The sequence below is a fragment of the Paractinoplanes toevensis genome, assembly GCF_018332695.1.
GTDB lineage: Bacteria > Actinomycetota > Actinomycetes > Mycobacteriales > Micromonosporaceae > Actinoplanes > Actinoplanes toevensis.
The window spans coordinates 55,998-75,758 of record NZ_BOQN01000063.1; the positions used below are offsets into that span (position 1 = coordinate 55,998).

At 72.0% G+C, this 19,761-nt stretch carries 13 protein-coding genes and 1 pseudogene; all 14 read left to right on the forward strand.

Annotated features, from left to right (window positions below; all coding sequences use genetic code 11):
- Nucleotides 1-60 precede the first annotated feature (60 nt).
- Complete coding sequence (locus Ato02nite_RS24485; RefSeq protein WP_438873068.1) at nt 61-822, forward strand: L,D-transpeptidase family protein; 762 nt, start codon at nt 61-63, stop codon at nt 820-822.
- A gap of 233 nt (nt 823-1,055) precedes the next feature.
- A complete protein-coding gene (locus tag Ato02nite_RS24490) occupies nt 1,056-1,445 on the forward strand; it encodes an ArsR/SmtB family transcription factor (protein ID WP_213008947.1) in 390 nt (129 codons plus the stop codon).
- 254 nt (nt 1,446-1,699) lie between these two features.
- Nucleotides 1,700-3,043, forward strand: a complete 1,344-nt coding sequence (locus Ato02nite_RS24495; protein ID WP_246607372.1) for an efflux RND transporter periplasmic adaptor subunit — start codon at nt 1,700-1,702, stop codon at nt 3,041-3,043.
- Nucleotides 3,040-3,714, forward strand: a pseudogene (locus Ato02nite_RS24500) (ABC transporter ATP-binding protein); the annotation flags it as partial. The gene Ato02nite_RS24495 and the pseudogene Ato02nite_RS24500, both read left to right, overlap by 4 nt.
- On the forward strand, nt 3,714-4,898 hold the full coding sequence (locus Ato02nite_RS24505; protein WP_213008949.1) for an ABC transporter permease: 1,185 nt from the start codon (nt 3,714-3,716) through the stop codon (nt 4,896-4,898). The pseudogene Ato02nite_RS24500 and the gene Ato02nite_RS24505, both read left to right, overlap by 1 nt.
- 83 nt (nt 4,899-4,981) lie before the next feature.
- Nucleotides 4,982-5,422, forward strand: coding sequence for a chemotaxis protein CheW (locus Ato02nite_RS24510; protein WP_246607373.1), 441 nt, complete (start codon nt 4,982-4,984; stop codon nt 5,420-5,422).
- Complete coding sequence (locus tag Ato02nite_RS24515) at nt 5,419-6,807, forward strand: CheR family methyltransferase (RefSeq protein ID WP_213008951.1); 1,389 nt, start codon at nt 5,419-5,421, stop codon at nt 6,805-6,807. Before Ato02nite_RS24510 ends, Ato02nite_RS24515 begins: the two co-directional genes overlap by 4 nt.
- Nucleotides 6,804-7,340 carry a chemotaxis protein CheW gene (locus Ato02nite_RS24520; protein WP_213008952.1) on the forward strand — a complete coding sequence of 179 codons (537 nt, stop codon included), beginning with the start codon at nt 6,804-6,806 and terminating at the stop codon, nt 7,338-7,340. Before Ato02nite_RS24515 ends, Ato02nite_RS24520 begins: the two co-directional genes overlap by 4 nt.
- A complete protein-coding gene (locus tag Ato02nite_RS24525) occupies nt 7,337-8,806 on the forward strand; it encodes a methyl-accepting chemotaxis protein (protein WP_246607374.1) in 1,470 nt (489 codons plus the stop codon). The genes Ato02nite_RS24520 and Ato02nite_RS24525 overlap by 4 nt, the downstream gene beginning before the upstream one ends.
- 1 nt (nt 8,807) lies before the next feature.
- Nucleotides 8,808-10,877, forward strand: a complete 2,070-nt coding sequence (locus tag Ato02nite_RS24530; RefSeq protein ID WP_213008953.1) for a hybrid sensor histidine kinase/response regulator — start codon at nt 8,808-8,810, stop codon at nt 10,875-10,877.
- Nucleotides 10,877-11,926 (forward strand): chemotaxis-specific protein-glutamate methyltransferase CheB, encoded by a 1,050-nt coding sequence (gene cheB / locus Ato02nite_RS24535; RefSeq protein WP_213008954.1) that lies wholly within the window; start codon nt 10,877-10,879, stop codon nt 11,924-11,926. Before Ato02nite_RS24530 ends, cheB begins: the two co-directional genes overlap by 1 nt.
- A complete protein-coding gene (locus Ato02nite_RS24540) occupies nt 11,923-13,908 on the forward strand; it encodes a response regulator (protein ID WP_213008955.1) in 1,986 nt (661 codons plus the stop codon). The genes cheB and Ato02nite_RS24540 overlap by 4 nt, the downstream gene beginning before the upstream one ends.
- 490 nt (nt 13,909-14,398) lie before the next feature.
- The gene (locus Ato02nite_RS24545; RefSeq protein WP_246607376.1) at nt 14,399-15,229 is read left to right on the forward strand and encodes a glycosyltransferase family 2 protein; all 831 of its coding nucleotides are present in this window, start codon (nt 14,399-14,401) and stop codon (nt 15,227-15,229) included.
- A 439-nt stretch (nt 15,230-15,668) separates the two neighbouring features.
- Entirely contained in the window at nt 15,669-19,760 is a 4,092-nt protein-coding gene (locus tag Ato02nite_RS24550; protein WP_213008956.1) for a GDSL-type esterase/lipase family protein, read from the forward strand.
- The last annotated feature ends 1 nt before the right edge of the window (nt 19,761 follow it).

Here is a 19,761-nt window from a genome sequence, read left to right on the forward strand (position 1 = left end):
ACACCGAGGCGAGCCCGGTTGTGCTTCGATGTGCGAACACATGTCCTGGGGAGGACCAAGTTGCGAGTGAGACGGGTTTCCGCCCGCGTCGCCGGGGCCGCTTTGGCGACCCTGGTGGGCGGCGGTCTCGGCGTGGCGCTGACGCCTGCGGGCGCCGGTGCCGCGGTGCGCACCGCCCCGGCGGCCAAGGTCGTGACCACCTCGGTGGTCACGAAGGCGGCGGCCGCGAGCTGTGCCACCGGTAAGTTCCAGAAGCAGGTCGAGGGCTACCTCAACAAGATCGGTGGCTACGGCACGCTCAAGGTCGACGGCAAGCAGTCCGCCACCGACTGTGCCGCGATCAAGAAGTTCCAGAGCCGGTTCGGCATCAAGCCGGCGTCCGGCCTGGCCGGCCCGACGACGAACGACGTGGCCAAGCGCCTCGCCGCGTCGAACACGGCCAAGTGCAAGGCCAAGAAGACCGGGCTCACCTTCTGCGTCGACCTCACCCACCAGACCACCTGGGTGATGAAGAACGGCAAGGTGCTCGTCAAGCCGACGGTCACCCGGACCGGCATGAACAACTACGAGACCCCGGCCGGCACCTTCAAGATCAACAAGCGGACCAAGAAGGAGTGGTCGGACCCGTACCACGTCTGGTTGCCGTACTGGCAACGGTTCATCGGCGGGCGCGGTTTCCACCAGACCACCACCTACATCCACGACATGTGGCGTGGTTCGCACGGCTGCGTCAACCTGCTGCCGCAGGACGCGAAGAAGTACTACAGCCTCGGCAAGATCGGCTCCACGGTGAAGGTGTTCGGGCGTCGTCCCGGGACCTGATCCGGCTTTCGCTGGGCGAGGCCCGGACCCCACGCACGGGGTCCGGGCTTTTCTCGGCCCCGTCACGCAACCAATTGCCGGGCTCGTCCGGCACGATCTCGTTCGGCAACGCGACAAGGTGGTCCCGCTGACCGTGGTGGAGGCCGACCCGCCCCGGCGCTTCTCGTTCCACTGGGCCTACGACCCGGCCTCCCCCGCCTCGTCTCCTACGTGGCCCGGCTGGCGTCCACCCGGTGAACGAGACGATCGACGACGCACTCTGGTCGGCGATCGGCGACCCGACCCGCCGCCTGATGCTCGACCTGCTGCTGGCCGACGGCGGCGGCACGGCGACCAGGCTGAGCGAGCACTTGCCGGTCACCCGCCAGGCGGTCGCCAAACACCTAAGCGTGCTGGACCGCGCCGGCCTGGTCCACGCGGCCCCCACCGGCCGCGAACGGCGCTACGAGGTGGACGAGGCCCAACTCGGCCTAGGTAAGAACTTCGGCGCTCTGGCGAGCCTGAGTGCGAACGCTCGCCGCCCGCGGCGGGCCGGGCCCTCAGGCGGCTTTGCGGGCGTGGGTGGTCAGCACCTCGTGGCTCGGTATCAGGCGCTCGTCGCCGAGGGCCGTCACCAGGCGTAAGCCGTCGCGGCTCAGGGTGTATGTCACGTCGAGGAACCGGCTCACGGTGTCGTCGTGGTGTACCACGGTCAACTCGTCGGCTCGCTGCATCGCTGCGTCACGTCCTTCACGGTCACGTTGTCCACACAGGTACGGTCGGGGCCGTGGGGGCGGTTCACTCAGGGTGCATCCCGGCGTCAAGCCGCCGACCTGGGTGTACGTGATCTGACTGACGCGCCGACGACCCCGATCGACGACGGCCTAAAGTTGCGAGCGTGTCCCGCCCCTTTCGCACCCGCGTCCGGCCGGGCGTTCTCGCGCTCGCCATCGTCATGCTGGTGTCGCTCACCGCGGCTTCCTGCGGTAACGACGACGACGGCATCACCGTCGGGTCGGCGGCGCGCGGCACGGTCGGTGAGATCGTCGAGGCGCCCGGCTCGGTGACCGCGCGGGCCGCCGCCACGCTCAGCGCACCCGCCGCCGGCACCCTGGCCGAGCTGCGGGTCGAGGCCGGGCAGAAGGTCAACAAGGGCACCGTGGTGGCGGTCATCGACTCCCCCGAGCTCGAGGCGCGCCGCGAATCCGCAGCTCAGGCGCTCGATCAGGCCTCCCGGGGCGGCGGTTCGGCCGGGCTGAGCACCGCCGGCTACACGGCTGTGCGACGGAAAACCGACAAGCAGGCCGCCACGGCATTCGACGATGCGCGGGACGCGGCCGGCAAGATCGCCGACGCGAACCTGCGCGGCGTACTCCTCAAGCAGGTCGACGCGGCCGAGCAGCAATATCAGGCAGCGTCGGCGGCGGCCGCCGCCACGCTGCGCTCGGTCCAGCGCGGGGTCGCTTCGCTCGGCGAAGCGGTCGACTCCCTCTCCGCGGCCCAGAAGCTGCAGGCACAGCAGGCGTACGACCTGGCCGACGCGGCCGTGGAAGCGCTGACCCTGAAGGCCCCGGTCGCCGGCGTGGTCCAACTCGGCGGGCCGGCCGGCGGCGGCGCGGCAAGCCCGTCGCTGACCGACCTGCTCTCCTCCGGGTCGGCTCCCGCCGCGTCCACCGCGCTGCCGGGAGTGGACACCGCGGTGCCCAAGGGCGCCTATGTCGCGGCCGGCACGCCCATCGTCACGATCGTCGACGTGACCGCGCTCGGGCTGAGCGCCTCGGTGGACGAGACCGACGTGCTGCTGGTCCAGCCGGGCGTCACCGCCACCGTCGAGCTGGACGCCGCGACCGGCGCCTCCTACTCGGCGACCGTGCGCGCGGTCGACCTGCTGCCGACCACCTCGGCGCAGGGCGGCGTCTCCTACCGGGTGCGCCTCGACCTGGCCGCGGGTAAGTACGACGACGGGACGAAGGCGCCGACGCCCCGGCCCGGCATGAGCGCGGTGGTGCGGCTGCAGGTGCGCGAGGCGTCCGACGCGGTCACCGTGCCGGCCTCGGCGATCGTCAACGCCGACGGGCAGGACACCGTCTGGACCGTACGCAACGGGCGCTACCAGCGGGTTTCCGTCAAGGTCGGGGTGCAGGGCGAGGACGTCGTGCAGGTGACCTCCGGCCTGGACGCGGGCCAGCAGATCGTGGTGGGCGGCGCCGACCTGGTCAAGGCGGGCGAAAAGGCTTCATGAGCGAGGAGCCGGCGATCGTCGCGGTCGACGTGACCCGCACCTACGACCTGGACGGTGTCTCCGTCTCGGCGTTGCGGGGCGTGTCGCTGACGGTGTCGGCCGACGACTACGTGGCGATCGTGGGCACCTCGGGCTCCGGCAAGTCGACCCTCATGCATCTGCTCGGCGCGCTCGACCGGCCGACCAGCGGGACGCTGCGGATCGGCGGGCGGGACGTGGCGACGCTCGGCCCGGCCGAGATGGCCCTGCTGCGCAACGAGACGATCGGGTTCGTCTTCCAGTCCTTCCACCTGCTCACCCGCACCACGGCCCGGGACAACGTCGCGCTGCCGCTGGTCTACCGCGGGGTCGGGCGCCGGGAGCGGCGGGCCCGGGCGGCCGAGATGCTGGAGCGGGTCGGCCTGGCCCACCGGCTCGACCATCGGCCCAACCAGATGTCCGGTGGCGAGCAGCAGCGGGTGGCGATCGCCCGCGCCCTGGTCACCGGCCCGTCGGTGCTGCTGGCCGACGAACCGACCGGCAACCTCGACTCGACCACCGGCGAGCAGGTGCTCGGGCTGCTGGAGTCGCTGAACGCGGACGGGGTGGCGGTGGTGCTGGTGACCCACGACCGCGAGGTGGCCGCCCGCGCCCACCGGCAGATCGTGATGCGGGACGGGCTGATCGTCTCGTGAGGGTCGCGGAGGCATGGCGGGTCGCCATCGATGCGCTGCGGGCCAACCGGCTGCGCAGCGTCCTGACGATGCTCGGCGTGGTCATCGGGGTGGGCGCCGTGGTCGCGCTCGTCGCCATCGGCACCGGGACCAAACGGCAGATCGAGCAGCAGGTCGAGGGCCTCGGGTCGAACCTGCTGATCGTGGTGCCGGGCCGCCTCGACCCGGGCGCCGCGCCCACCGCGTCGACGCTGACCATGGACGACGTCGACGCGGTCATCCGGGTCGTCGGGGACCGGTCCCGGGTCGCCGTGACGATCAGCTCCGGGGAGACCGTGCGGGCCGGTTCGCGTGAGGCGTACGCCAGCATGCAGGGTGTTCTGGAAACCACGCCGGACGTCTTCGTCCGGCGTCTCGACCGCGGCGCCTATCTGACCCGGACCGACGTGACCACCGGGCGGCGGGTCGCCGTGCTCGGCGCCGGGATCGCCCGGCAGTTGTTCGGCGACCGGGACCCGATCGGCCGGCAGGTCACCATCGGCGGGGTGCGGTTCCGGGTGATCGGCACGTTCGAGGAGCTCGGGCAGAGCCTCGGCGTCGACCGGGACAGCGAGGTGCACGTGCCGGTCACCGCGGCCCAGCGACTGCTCGGCACCCAGCGCATCGACGGTCTCGCGATCCGCGCCCCCGACCGGGAACGCATCGACGCTCTCGGCGGCGCGGTGGTGGCCGCCCTGGTCAAGCGGCACCCGGACACCGACTTCAGCGCGGTCACCCAGGAGCAGATCCTCGGGGTGCTGGGCGACATCCTCGGCGTGCTGACCGGGGTGCTGGCCGCGATCGCCGGGATCAGCCTGCTGGTCGGCGGCGTCGGCGTCTCCAACATCATGCTGGTGTCGGTGCGCGAGCGGACCAAGGAGATCGGCCTGCGCAAGGCGGTCGGCGCCCGGCCCCGCGACATCGGCGTGCAGTTCCTGCTCGAGGCGGTGCTGCTGACCACGATCGGCGGGGTCCTCGGCATGGCCCTGGGCATCTCGGCCGCGCTGCTGGTCGACCGCCTGACCCCGGTTCCGGCCGCGGTGACCTGGTGGTCCCTCGCGCTGGCCTTCGGGGTGTCGGCCGCCGTGGGCATCATCTTCGGGGTGATCCCGGCGCAGCGGGCCGGCCGTCTGGACCCCGTGGTAGCGCTCCGAACAGAGTGAGCAAAACTCAGATTTAATGCCCCGAATCTCGATAATCTCGGTTCGTGCGGCAATACGGGCAAATGCCGGAAGTCGAGTCCGTCATGGCGGCGCTCGTGTTCCGCGCCGGCCCACTGCTGTGCGCGCTGCGACTGGATGAGGTCGTCGAGACCATGCGACCGCTCGAGACCCAGCCGCTGGCCGGCACCCCGCCCTTCGTCCTCGGGATCTGCGTCATGCGCGGCGTGCCCACCCCGGTGATCGACGTGTCCCGGCTGCTGCGCGGCGACCAGGGCGAGCCCGAACGGTACGTCGCGGTCCGCACCGAGCGCGGCGCGGTCGCGCTGGCCACCGGCGAGATCATCGGGATCCGCAACGTCGACACGAGCGCCACCGGCGGCCATCCGGCCCTGCTCGGCGGCCGGTCCAGCCGGCTGGTCGCGGGCGTCGGCACCATCGGCGCCGAACCGTTGCTGCTGCTGCAGAGCATGCGCGCGGTGCCGGACGAGGTCTGGGAAGCCGCCGCCGCGGCGGTCACCTCATGATCGTGGACGCCGAGGCCGGCCGGTTCCGGGAACTGCTCGGCCGGTGGCTCGGCTGGACGTTCAGCGACCGGGACGCGGGACAGCTCGGCCCGCTGCTGGTCGAGCGGTCGCATGTGCACCGGATGAGCCGGGGCGAGTATCTCAACCGGCTGGCGGCCCGCCCGTGGAACAGCGAGATGACCGAGCTCATCGAGCAGCTCAGCATCACCGAGACCTACTTCTTCCGGCACGGCGAGCAGTTCCGGGCGCTGCGCGAGGAGGCCCTGCCGCGGCGGATCATCGACCGGGCCGGCCAGCGGACGCTGCGCATGCTGTCGGTGGCCTGCTCGTCCGGCGAGGAGGCGTACAGCCTCGCGATCTCCGCGAAGGAGTCCCTGCCCGGCCCGGACTGGCTGGTCAGCGTGCTCGGGGTGGACGCCAACCCGGCGGTGCTGGGCCAGGCCACCGAGGGCTGGTACTCGGCGTGGTCGCTGCGGGAGACCCCGGAGGCGGTGAAGCGCCGCTGGTTCCGGTCCGGCGAGCGCGGTTTCGGCGTCGACGAGGAGATCCGCCGGCTGGTGCAGTTCCGGCAGCACAACGTGGCCGAGCCGGACGCCACCCTGTGGCGGCCCGGCCAGTACGACGTGATCTTCTGCCGGAACCTGCTGATGTACCTGGTCCCGACGGTCGCGCAGGAGCTCGTCGAGCGGATGACCGCGGCCCTGGCCCCGGGCGGCTTCCTGTTCCTCGGGCACACCGACTCGCTCGGCGCCGACCCGGACGGCCTCGAACTGCGGCAGACCCACGAGGCCTTCTACTACCGGCGCCGGGTGCCGTCCGCCGATCCCCCGCCGATGGCCGCCGCCCCCCGGCCGGCGCCCCGGCCCGCGCCGCCTCCCCAGCACCCGCCGCCGTCTTCGGACGCTTACCAGAAGGCGGTGACCCTGCTCGCCGACGAGCGGTTCACCGACGCGCTCGCCCTGCTCCCGGACCCGCGGCTGCCCCGCGAGCGGCTGCTGCGGGGCGTGCTGCTGGCCCAGGCCGGCCGGCTCGACGACGCGATCGACACGGCCCGCCGGCTGATCGACGACGACGGGCTGAACCCCGACGCGCACCAATTGCTCGGCCTCTGCCTGGACGCCGCGACCGCGGTCGGCGAGGCGCTCGCGCAGTACCGGCTCGCCGCCTACCTCGACCCGGACTTCGCGCTGCCCCGGTTGCGGCTCGGGCAACTGGCCCGGCGCGACGGCGACGCCCGCACCGCGGCCGGCGAGCTGGAACGGGCCCTCGCGCTGCTGCCGGCCGAGGACGATCTGCGGATCACCCTGTTCGGCGGCGGGTTCGGCCGGATCGCGCTGACCACGCTGTGCCGGGCCGAACTGGACGCCTGCGGGGTGCACCGATGACCACTGTCGAACGGCGGATCACCCAGCTGCGGTCGGACTTCGACCGCTCCTTCGCCCAGCCGCTGGGCAGTCACGACGCCGGGCACGTGGAACTGCTGGCGATCAGGGCCGGCGGGCGGCCGTACGCCCTGCGGCTGGCACAGACGGCCGGCCTGCACCCGGACCGGCCGGTCACCCCGCTGCCCGGCCCGCTGCCGGCCCTGCTCGGGCTGGCCGGCTTCGCCGGCACGGTGATCCCGGTGTACGACCTGGCCGCGCTCCTCGGGCACCCGATCTCCGAGCGGCCACGCTGGCTGGTGCTGGCCACCGGCACGCCGCCGCTCGGCTTCGCCTTCCACAAGTTGGACGGGCACGTGCGGGTGTCCGCCGAGGCGATCATCGGCGAGGCCACCGGGGCCGGCCGGCGCGTTGTCCTGCGCGGCATGGCCACCCTCGACGGCACCGCCCGTCCGATCATCGACGTGCCGTCCGCCCGGGCTGCCGTCCACACGCTGGCCGGGCACGCACCGGGAACCGAGGAGGTAACGCGATGATGGCGGGACGGACCTTCGGGTTCAAACTGGCGGCCAGCTTCGGGCTGACGCTCGCGCTCACCCTGCTGATGACCGCGACGTCGGTGCTGGCCCTGCGCTACGTCGTGACCACCAAGGACGCGGTGATCAAGGAGGCGTCCGAGGGGCTCGTCGGCGCCACCGAGCTGAGCGCCACGATCGAACGCCGGATCAGCGACTACCGCGCCTTCATGCTGGGCAAGTCGGCCGAGTGGCTGACCGCCACCAACGCCGACCGCGCCGAATTCCTCGCCCAGGTCATCAAACTGCGCACGACGCTCGACGACGACCCGGCCGCGATCAAGCAGCTGGACACGGTGTCGACCCTCGAGGCGACCCACAACACGGTGGTCAGCGACCTGATCACCAAGCGGCAGAACATGACCGTGCTCAACATCGACGTCCTCAGCGACCCGCGGGCCAAACCGGCCCGGGAGGCGCTGATCGGTGCCATCGAAACCCTGATCGAGCGGGTACGCGCGACGATGGCGCAAACCCGCACCGAGTCCTCGAGCCGGGCCACCTGGGCGATGATCTTCATCATCGGGCTCAGCGCGGTGCTCATCCTCGGGTCGGCCGCGGTGGCCTGGCGGCTCAGCCGCGACCTGCGCCGCGAGGTGGGCGCCGCGGTCGGGCACATCCAGAGCTCGTCGGCCCAGTTGGAGGCCGCGGCGGCGCAGCAGGCGGCCGGCGGCCGGGACCAGGCCAGCGCGATGAACGAGATCACCACGACGATCAGCGAGCTGCTGATCACCTCGCGGCAGATCGCGGACAGCGCCCAGCGGGTCTCCAAGGTCGCCGAGGACACCGCCGACGCGGCCCGCACCGGCGACGCCACCATCGACCAGACCCGCGCCTCGATCACCGCGATCCGCACCCAGGTCGACCAGATCGTGCAGCACATGCTCGCGCTCGGCGAGAAGTCGCAGCAGATCGGCGGGGTCGTCGACCTGGTGTCGGAGTTGGCCGAGCAGACCAACATCCTGGCCATCAACGCGACCATCGAGGCCAGTGGGGCCGGCGAGTGGGGCCGGCGGTTCGCCGTGGTGGCCGAGGAGATCCGCAAGCTGGCCGACCGGACGGCCGGATCGGCCAAGGAGATCCGGGCGATGATCGAGGACGTCCGCGGCGCGGTGAACACCACCGTGATGGCCACCGAGATCGGCGCGAAGGCGGTCGACGCCGGTTCCCGGCAGTTCGACGAGGCGACCAACTCGTTCCGCCGGATCGCCCAGCTCGTCACCACCACCAGTGACGCCACCCGGGAGATCGAGCTGTCCACCAAGCAGCAGAGCACCGCCGTCGAGCAGGTCAATTCGGCCGCCTCGGACACCGCCCGGGCCAGCCGGGAGACCGAGGCCAGCGCGGTGCAGACCAAGCAGACCGCGGCACACCTGAGCACGCTCTCCGGTGACCTGCTCGACCTGGTCGGCACCGGACGGCACTGACATGGCCGAAGCCCGGGACCCGCTGCGCTACTTCCGGATCGAGGCGCGCGAGTTGGTCGACCAGATCAGCGCGGGCGTCCTCGACCTGGACCAGGAGCCGGCCCCGGACCTGGTGGCGCGGCTGCTGCGGTACGCGCACACGCTCAAGGGCGCGGCCCGGGTGGTGAAGCAGACCGCGATCGCCGACCGGGCCCACGAGTTCGAGGACGTGCTGGTGCCGCATCGCGGCGAGGCCCCGGTCCAGGTGCCGGCCGACGAGATGCGGGAGCTGCTGCGACTCAACGACGAGATCGCCCGGTTCGTCCACGACCTCGAACACCCCGCGCCCCCGGTGGAGAAACCGCAGGAGGGCCGATCCGGTCCGGCGTCGGCGTCCTCGTCGTCGTCGGCGGAGGAGGACGACGAGCCGGCTCCCCGGGCGGTCACCGCCGACCTGGACGAGCTGCTCGACGCGATCGGTGAGACCAGTGCCCGGATCGCGCCGCTGCGCGAAGGGAGCACCACCCTCGCCCGGCTGCACCGCGGCGTCGAGGCGCTCGGCGACCGGCTGCGGATCGGCCGGTCCACCGGTGACGCCGGCGCGAGGTCGGCCGTGCAGCGGCTGGCCGGGGAGATGGGCGTGCTGGGCCGGCGCCTCACCGACGCCGTCGACCAGGTGGAACGGGAGCTCGACGAGGTGCGCGGCCGGGCCGAGGGACTGCGCCTGGTCGCCGCCGGGACGATCTTCACGGCCCTGCACCGGGCCGTGCACGACGCGGCTGAGGCGGAGGGCAAGCGGGTCCGGTTCACCGCGCACGGCGCCGAGGCCCGGATGGGCCCGAACGTGCTCAACCATGTCAACGGCGCGTTCCTGCACGTCGTACGGAACGCGGTGGTGCACGGCATCGAACCGGAGGCGGAAAGGACGGCGGCCGGCAAGCCGGCCGAGGGATCGGTCACCGTCGACGTCGAGCGTCGCGGCCGGTGGGCCCATTTCCGGTGTACGGACGACGGGCGCGGCTTCGACATGACCGCGCTGCGCCGGGTGGCCCAGGCCCGTGGCCTGCTGCCCGAGGGTCGCGAACCCGGCCCGCAGGAACTGATCGACCTGGTGCTGCACGGCGGCATCAGCACGTCGGGGACGGTGACCGAGGTCGCCGGCCGGGGCATCGGCATGGACGTGGCCCGCGATGTGGCGCTGCAGCTCGGTGGCACGGTGACCATCGACAGCCACCCCGGCCAGGGCGCCACCGTGCAGATCTCGGTGCCGCTGACCCTGCTCAGCATGAACGGCCTGATCGTCGAGGCCGGCGGCGTGGTCGCGACGATGCCGCTGGACGCGGTGCGGCAGTGCGTCCGGCTGCCGGCCGGCGACGCGGCCACCGCGGCCGCCACCGGCCGGTTCGCGCACGAGGGCCAGGTCGTGCCGTTCCTGCCGCTGGCCCGCACCATATCGCCGGGCGCGCCGGACAATACCGGCGCCGGGGTGGCCGTGGTGCTGAGTGCCGACGGCGACACCGTCGCGGTCGGGGTGGACCGGCTGGCCGGCACCAGCACACTGGTGGCCCGCCCGCTGCCCGACCTGGCCCCGGCCACCCCGGTGATCGGCGGCGTGGCGATCGACTCGGACGGCAACCCGCGGCTGGTCCTGGACGCGCACGGCCTGGTCGCCGAGGCGCACCGCGACCTCGCGGTGGGCGGCGCGGCCCCGGAGCCGGGCAAGCCGCGACTGCCGATCCTGGTGGTGGACGACTCGCTGACCACCCGGATGCTGGAGCGCAGCATCCTCGAGTCGGCCGGCTACGAGGTGGACCTGGCCGCCTCGGCCGAGGAGGGCCTCGACCGCGCGCACCGCCGCGAGTACGGCCTGTTCCTCACCGACATCGACATGCCCGGCATGGACGGCTTCGGGTTCGTGGCCACCACCCGGGCCGACCCACTGCTCGGGCACATCCCGGCCATCCTGGTCAGCTCACGGGCTTCCGCCGAGGACCGCCGCCGCGGCGAGGAGGCCGGCGCCTCCGCCTATGTCATCAAGGGCGAGTTCAACCAGGAGGAGCTGCTGACGCACATCCGGAGGCTGATCCTCTGATGATTCGCGTTCTGCTGGTGGAGGACTCCGCGACGATGCGCGGTCACCTGCGCGAATCGCTCGCCGTGGATCCCGACCTGCATGTCGTCGGAGAGGCGGCGGACGGCAAGGAGGCGGTCGAACTGGTCGGCCGCCTCCGCCCCGACGTGGTGACCATGGACATGATGCTGCCGACGATGAGCGGCCTGGCCGCGACCGAGCACATCATGGCCGAGCACCCGACCCCGATTCTGGTGGTCTCCTCGGCCGACCGGCAGGAGCTGTTCAGCACGTACAACGCGCTCGCCGCCGGGGCCGTGGACGTGCTGGAGAAGCCGCGCGGCGACGCCACCGACGCGGACTGGGGGCGCCGGCTGCGCTCGGCCGTACGCCTGGTGTCCCGGATCCGGGTGATCACCCACCCGCGGGCCCGGCTCGACGGCCGGCGGCCCGAGCCGCCACCGATGGGCGCCCCTCCCCCGGACACGCTGCGCCTGGTCGCGGTCGGCGCCTCCACCGGCGGGCCGCGCGCCCTCACCGACCTGCTGTGCTCGCTGCCGGCCGGGTTCCGGCCGCCGGTGCTGTGCGTGCAGCACATCGCGGCCAGCGAGCCGTTCGCGGTGGCGTTCTCCGACTGGCTGGGCGGGCAGACCGGGCGGGACGTCACCTACGCCCGGGACTGGACGCCGATCGAGTCGCTGGCCGGGCGGGTGGTGCTCGCCCCGCCCGACCGCCACCTGCTGGTGCGCGACGGCGTGCTGCGGCTCAGCGACGCACCGGCCCGGCACTCCTGCCGCCCGTCGGTGGACATCCTCTTCGAGTCGGTGGCCACCGAGTGCGGCGACAAGGCAGCCGGTTGCCTGCTCACCGGCATGGGCCGGGACGGCGCCGAGGGGTTGCTGCGGATGCGCTCGCACGGCGCGGTCACCTTCGCCCAGGACGAGGCCAGCTGCGTCGTCTACGGCATGCCGCGCGAGGCCGCCCTGCTCGGGGCGGCCACGTACATCCTGCCGCCCACCCGGATCGCGGCCCGCCTCGGTGAGCTGCAGCCCACCGGGAGTCGCCGATGAGTTCCCGGGTGCTCATCGTCGACGACAGCCTGACCGTGCGGATGGACCTGCACGACACGTTCACGGCCGACGGCTTCAGCACGATCCTCTGCGCGACCGGCGCCGAGGCCCGGCAGGCGTTCGCCGACGCCGGCTTCGACGCCGCCGTGCTGGACGTGCTGCTGCCCGACGCCGACGGCCTGGAACTGCTGCGCGAGCTGCGCGCCAGGCCCGAACTCGGCCGGGTCGTCACCGTGCTGCTGTCCAGCGAGGACGAGGTGGCCGACCGGCTGGCCGGGCTGCGCATCGGGGCCGACGAGTACGTCGGCAAGCCGTACGACGCCGGTTACGTGGTGGCTCGGGTGCGGCAGCTGCTCGGTGACGCGCCGGTGCCGGACGACCGCACCACCATCCTGGTGATCGACGACAGCATGACCTTCCGCGAGCAGCTGCGGGAACTGCTGGAGAACGAGGGGTACGCCGTACTCACCGCGCCCAGCGGCGAGGAGGGCCTGCGCACCGCGGCCGATCGCCGCCCGCAGGCGATCATCGTGGACGGTGTGATGCCGGGTATCGACGGCGCCACCGTGATCCGCCGGGTGCGGCTCGACCCGGCGCTGCGCGACATCCCGTGCATCCTGATGACCGCGGCCGACGACTACGCCACCGAGCTGCAGATGCTCGACGCCGGGGCCGACGCGTTCGTCCGCAAGCAGCAGAACCTGGCGATCGTGCCGGCCAAACTGAACGCGGTGCTGCGGCAGAGCTCGGAGCAGCTGCCGATCGAGGTGACCGGCAGCCTGCACGGGCCGAGCAAGGTGCTCGCGCTCACCCCCGACCGGGAAAAGCTGGGCGAGCTGGCCGCCGCACTGCGCGCCGACGGGTACGACGTGGTGCCGGTCGCCGGCACCGAGGACGCCCTCGACCTGCTCGCCGAGCAGCCGGTCGACTGCATCGTGCTCGGCCTCGGGCTCGGCGGTGATCTCGGCCGCGACGCCTGCCGGCGGATCAAGGAGGTGCCGGTGATCGGCGAGACTCCGGTCGTGATGACCGGCGAGAACGACGACGACATGCTGGCCTGCCTGGCCGCCGGCGCCGACGACTACGTGCGCTCGGGAGCCGGGTCGGAGGCGCTGCGGGCGCACGTGCGTACGCAGATCCGCCGCAAGCAGTCGCACGACGAGAGCCGCCGGATCCGCGAGGAGCTGATGCGGCGGGAGCTGGACGCGGCCGAGGAGCGCTCGGCGCGGCAGCTCGCCGAGACCCGGGCGTCGCTGGTCGAGGAGCTGGAGTGGCGCAACCGGGAGCTGGAGGCGTTCTCCGGCTCGGTGTCGCACGACCTGCGCGGGCCGCTGCAGGTGATCAGCAGCTTCGCCGAGCACATGATGGATGACGACGAGGACCCGCTGAGCCCGGAGGCCCGGCGCAAGCTGAGCCGGATCCAGGCGGCCGCGCTCCGGATGGCCGACCTGGTGGAGTCCCTGCTGATCCTGGCCCGGGCCAGCCGGGGTGAGCTGCGCCGGGAGGAGTTCGATCTGACCGCGACGACCTGGCAGGTCATCGCGGACGTGGAGGCCCGCGACCCGGCCCGCAAGGTGACCTACCGGGTGCACGAGAACATGACCGTGGATGCCGACGAGGGCCTGGTCCGGGTCATCCTGGAGAACCTGATCAACAACGCGGTGAAGTTCACCGGCAAGGTCGACCGGCCGGCCGTGGAGATCGGGAGCGCTCCCGAGGGGTTCTACGTGCGGGACAACGGGGCCGGCTTCCCGGCCGGGCAGGCGGGCGAGCTGTTCCGGCCGTTCGCTCGGCTGCACAAGGCCGAGGACTTCCCGGGCACCGGGATCGGGCTGACGACCGTGCATCGAGCGGTGGAGCGTCACGGCGGCGAGATCTGGGCCGACGGCGAGAACGGGCAGGGTGCGACGTTCTGGTTCACGCTCCCACCGGCCGCTCCGCCGGCGAACGAACGCAGAGCGCAAGCACGCCGTCACGGATAACGTTCCGGAAATATCGAGACTGATTAAATTTGAAACGACTTCCGAAAATACGTGAACCTTGATCAGGTCTTTCACCAGGAATTAACACGACGGTGTTCGAGCAATTTCCGGGAAGCGCGGATGGTCATTATCTGTGCATTAAGTCAGCCTTAGATCCGAAATGTCCGTATTGGCGGATCGGAGGGGCGATGCCGGGAATGACCGATCTATCGGTTATATGGCTTTACTGAGAAACAGGCCTTGACCTGTGGGTGTTCCGCCCAATAGCGTGTGTTCCCTGACTGGTCGGCCACCCCCCGGTGCGAAGCCAGTTGGCCGTTCGGGTAAATTCGCACGGCCTGGACGGTTGGAAAGAACTGCCAACCGTCGTGCAACACAAAGCTGACGTCGCCCCCGATTCATCTCAGAAAACGTGCAGGATTGCCGAGTCCGCAGCGAAGCCAATTGCGCCGAGCCGCGGATTAAGCGACCCCACGATCCTGGAGCTTGCGTGTCCGTCGACGACATCCTTGGCAGCAACCGAACCACGGAAATCACCGTGCCGCGAGTGCCGGCCAGCTCGGGCGGCAAGCGTCGCCCCCGCGTCAGTGTCGTGGTCCCGGCCATGAACGAAGCCCGGAACCTTCCGCACGTTCTGGGGCACATGCCCAAAGACATCGACGAGGTCATCCTGGTCGACGGCAACTCGGTCGACGACACGGTGGAAGTGGCCCGCAAGTGCTGGCCCGGCATCATCGTCGTCAACCAGGCCCGCAAGGGTAAGGGCAACGCCCTCGCCGCCGGCTTCGCGGCCTGCACCGGCGACTACATCGTCATGATCGACGCGGACGGCTCGATGGACCCGCGCGAGATCAGCCGCTTCACCGCCGCGCTGGACGCGGGCGCCGACTACGCCAAGGGCAGCCGGTTCGCCAAGGGCGGTGGCAGCGACGACATCACCCGGCTGCGCAAGGTCGGCAACTGGGGCCTGAACTTCATGACCAACGTGCTGTTCCGCACCCACTTCTCCGACCTCTGTTACGGCTACAACGCGTTCCGTAAGGATTGCGTGCCGATCTTCGGCCTGCCCGACCACACCGACGCCACCGCCCCTCGCTGGGGCGACGGCTTCGAGATCGAGACCCTGATCAACACCCGGGTCGCGAAGTCGGGCGTGCGCATCGACGAGGTGGCCAGCTTCGAGTTCCGCCGGATGTACGGCGAGAGCAACCTGCAGACCTTCCGCGACGGCTTCCGCGTGGTCCGCACGATCATGCGCGAGCGCTTCGGCTTCGGCGCTCCGGCCGAGGCCCCGGCCGGCCAGACCACCACGGCCGCATAACGAAATCCGCGCCGAAACAGTCAGGCCGCCCGGCTCACGCCGATCGGCCTGACTGTTTTGTGCGGCCCGATTCCGGCGGCCCGTGCCCGGAAGCGCGGTTGCGGAGCAAAGTGGCATACGCCCGTTTTGCAGCTTTAGTCCGCGTCCACACCGGACGATCGCATGCCCGCAAATCGCCGCTTTACGGGCGGATCTACGGCCAGATTGTCCAAACCGGTGAGTTCGCCGCGCCGATGCGGCAGCCCTGCCTGCCGGGCGTCGCACAACGCTGAACTCAATGCCGACGCGGGCATCTGCCGAAATTGGCAGCGTAAGCTGGCCCGCGCACCGAGCCCTCAATTCCTGGAGAACGATCTAGTGAAACCCCTGCCCGGATGGCCGGCGTCCAGTCCCGGCGCCGACGGCGGAACCAGCGAATTGCTCAGGAAGGCGGTGCGCCGTGGGCGTTGAGGATCGCCCGGCCGGCCGCGTGTACGGCGCGCCCCCGCAGCCGGAACCGGCAGGTCAGGACAACGACGCGCAACAGCCGCAGGAGCCCGCCGACGGCGCGCCCAAGCAGCCGGGCCCGGCGAGCCGGGTCTACGGCGCCCCGAAGCAGCCGGAGTCGGCCGGCCGCGTGTACGGCGCACCCCAGCAGGGCGCACCCCAGCAGGGCGCGCCTCAGCCCGCACCCCAGCAGCCCGCGCCCGGCCAGGCCGCAGCTCAACAGGCGGCGCCCCCGCAGGCCGCGCCGCGCCAGGCGGTGCCCCACCAACCCGCCCCGCGCCAGGCACCCCAGCAGCCCGCCCCGCGCCAGGCCGCACCCCAGCAGCCCGCCGCACCCCAGCAGCCCGCCGCGCGCCAGCAGGCCGCCCCGCGCCAGGCCATACCCCAGCAGGCCGCACCCCGCCAGGCCGTCCCGTACCAGCCCGGGCCGGCCGGTCCGGCCAGCGGCGTGCCCGCGCAGTCGGCAAGCCGTGTCTACGGCGCGCCCAAACAAGCCGAGCGGGCAAGCCAGCCGGTCAGCGCGGCCCCGCAGTCGGCGAGTCGCGTCTACGGCGCACCCAAAACGGCGGAGCCGACAAGCCAGGCCAGCGGCGCGCCCGCGCAGGCGGGCCCAGCGAGCCAGGCCAGCGGCGCGCCCGCGCAGGCGGGATCGGCGAGCCGCGTCTACGGCGCACCCAAACCAGCCGAACCGACAAGCCAGGCAAACGGCACGCCCGCGCAGCCCGGCCCAACGAACCAGGCCAGCGGCACGCCCGCGCAGCCAGGCCCAACGAACCAGGCAAACGGCACGCCCGCGCAGCCAGGCCCAACGAACCAGGCAAACGGCACGCCCGCGCAGGCGGGCCCAACGAACCAGGCCGGCGGCGCGCCCGCGCAGGCTGGCCCGGCGAGCCAGGCCAGCGGCGCACCCGCGAAGCCGGAACCGGCAAGCCGCGTCTACGGCGCACCCAAAACGGCCGAGCCGACAAACCAGGCAACCGGCGCCCCCGCGCAAGCGGAACCGGCGAGCCAGGCCAGCGGCGCCCCCGCGCAGGCGGGATCGGCGAGCCGCGTCTACGGCGCACCCAAGCAGGCGGAACCGCCCGGCCGCGTCTACGGCGCGGCCGGGCCGGCGAAATCCCCCATGGTCCCGATCGTCCCGGCCGGCCCGGTGTCCCCGGCGGAGACCGCCGTGGTGTCGCTCGCCCCGGCGTCCCCGGCCGAGACCGCCGTGGTGCCGCTCGCGCCGGTGTCGCCGGCGGAGACCGTCGTGGTCCCGGCGCCCGTTCTTCCCGCCGACGCCGGCCGGACCGCGGCCGGACCGCAGCCGAAGGACTTGACCCGCCCGTTCGCGATCGTCGCGCTGGTCATCTCGCTGCTGGTTGCCGCCAGCACCGCGGCCGGCGTCAACTATCCGGGGCGGGCCGTGCTCCTGGTGGCGTTCGTGCTCATCGTGCCGGGCTGGGTGGCGGTCTCCTACGTCCGCTTCCGCGAGCGGCTCGTCGAGGTCACCGCCGCGGTCTCGCTGAGCATCTCGATGGGCCTCCTGCTGGGGATGGTCCAGCTGGTCACGCACTTCTGGCATCCCCGGGCAGCGGTCATCCTCTGGACGGTCGCCACCGCGGCGGGCACCATCCCGCATCTGCGGCGCCGGCCGGCCACCGCCGTACCGGATCCGGCGGCGACGTCCGCTCCGGCCGCGGCCCCGGCTCCGGCCCGGTCCCTCCGGGACCGGATCCCGCTGAGCATGGTCCTCGCGGCGGTCAGCCTGATCCTCTGGTTCGTCGGCGCCCAGCTCACCGATGCCGCGAGGTTCGGGCTGCTCGGCCTGGTCGACGGGCTGAACCCGCTGTGCTGGGCCGGCCTGGCCCTGCTGGTGGTGGCAATGCTGTTCGAGCTGCGCCGCTCGCCGGTCACGGCGTGGCGCGGCTACCTGCTGACGGCCCTGATGGTCGTCGAGACGTACGCCCTGCAGCCGCTCGTCGAGGACGCCGCCCGGCTCCCGGTCGCCTGGCTGCACGTCGGGTTCACCGAGTACATCGCCGACCACGGCGCCGTCCTGCAGAGCTACGACGCGCGATTCTCCTGGGCCGGCTTCTTCACCCTGGCCGCGGTGATCGTCAAGGCGGCCGGCCTGCCGGACGCGTCGCCGATGCTCCGCTGGGCACCGGTCGTCATGATGATGGGCTGGATGGTCCCGCTCGGGCTGATCGGCCGGGCGCTGCGGCTGCCGTCCCGGACCATCTGGGTGGCGCTGTGGATCTTCCTGGCCGGCGACTGGGTCGAGCAGGAGTACTTCTCCCCGCAGAGCCTGGCACTGCTGCTGTTCCTGTGTGCCGTGGCGCTGGCCACCCGCCTGCTGTGCCGGCGCCTCGTCCAGGGCAACGACAAGGGTGTGCCGCGCCTCGATCCCGGTATGGATGCGCACCGGCCGGCCGCCCGCGCGGCCACCGTTGGCGTGCTCGTGACGATCATCGCGGCCCTGGCCCCGACCCACCAGTTGACGCCGTACCTGCTGGCCGGGGTGTTGTTCGTGCTCGCCGTGCTGGCCGGGCTGCGACCGCGCGGCCTGGTCGTGGCGGCCGCCGTGCTGCCGGCGACCTGGCTGGTGCTGGGCGCCCAGGACTTCTGGACCGGCCACCTCACGCTCTTCACTCAGGACGTCGGCGCGGTCGACAGCGTGGTGGGCAACAACCTCACCGAGCGGCTGGCCGGCAGCGAGGCACGCCAGCTGGCCCAGACCGTACGCCTGGGTCTGATCGGCATCATCGGCCTGCTGGCCGGGATCGGGGCGTTGCGCTTCTGGCGGGCCGGCCGGCTGCGTACCGGAATCCTGATCGCGGTGATGGCGGGCAGTCCCGCGTCGTTCGTTCTGGTGCAGAGCTACGGCGGCGAGATGTTCCTGCGGGTCTGGCTGTTCGCCCTGCCCTGGGTGGCGATGCTCGCGGCCGTCGCGTTCCTGCCGCCGGTCAAGGCGGGCACCAGCCCGGCTCGCGAGTCGGTCCTGCACTCGCGGTGGCTGCCGGTGATCGCGACCGCCGGCGTCGTACTGCTGATCAGCTCGATCGGGCTGGTCGCCCGCTCCGCCAACGACGGCTTCACCCGGGTCACCGCGCATCAGGTGGCCGTGATGCGGCAGTTCTACGCTCAGGTGACGCCGGGGACCCGGCTCTCCCAGCTCTCGTCGTACGTGGTGGGCGGCTTCGAGAAGATGGGCGAGGTCACCTACACCGAGGTGATGCCCACCTGCCTGGACACCATGGCGGTGGCGCAGTGCGTGGTCGAGAGCGACCCGAACATCGTGGCCATCACCACCCAGCAGGACGTGTACGGGCAGCTCACCGCGGGTCTTCCGGCGGGCTGGACGAACACGGTGATCGACCAGTTGCTGAACACGGTGCGGTTCACCGTGGTCCACCGCGACAACGAGATCACCCTGCTCCAGTCGCGCACCCCAACAGTGCTCGCGATCGGTGACTCGATCACCCTCGGTGACGCCAACCCGGCGGCCGGCGAGGAGGGCTCCCGTGCCTGGCCGAGCCTGGCGAGCGACGCGCTGGATCAGACCGCCCCGGTCCGCATGATCAACGCGGGCGCCAACGACGAGTCGACGGCGAAGATGCGCAAGCGGCTCGGCGCCCTGCTCGCCTCGGATCATCCGGACGCCGTGGTGATCTACGGCGGCGCGGACGACGTCTATCAGGCCCGGTCGACCGCGGCATCGATGGCCGACACGCTCGCCATGATCAAAGAGGTGCAGGCCGCCGGTGCCAAGCCGGTGCTGGTCAACGTGCCACCGAACGGCGACCCGGCCGTGGTGCCCGCCTACAACGCGGAGCTGACCAAGCTGGGCGCGACGACCGGTGTGCCGGTCGTAGACGTCTACTCGCTGCTGGCCGCGCCGAACGGCACCTGGAAGCAGCCCGACCTGACGACCGACAGCATCCATCCCACGACGGCCGGCGCCGAGATCATCGCCGGGGCGATCGCCAACCAGCTGAAGACGGTGACCGGATCCTCGGCCACGTCGCCGACCGGCTCGGTCCACATGAACGCGGTGAAATGAC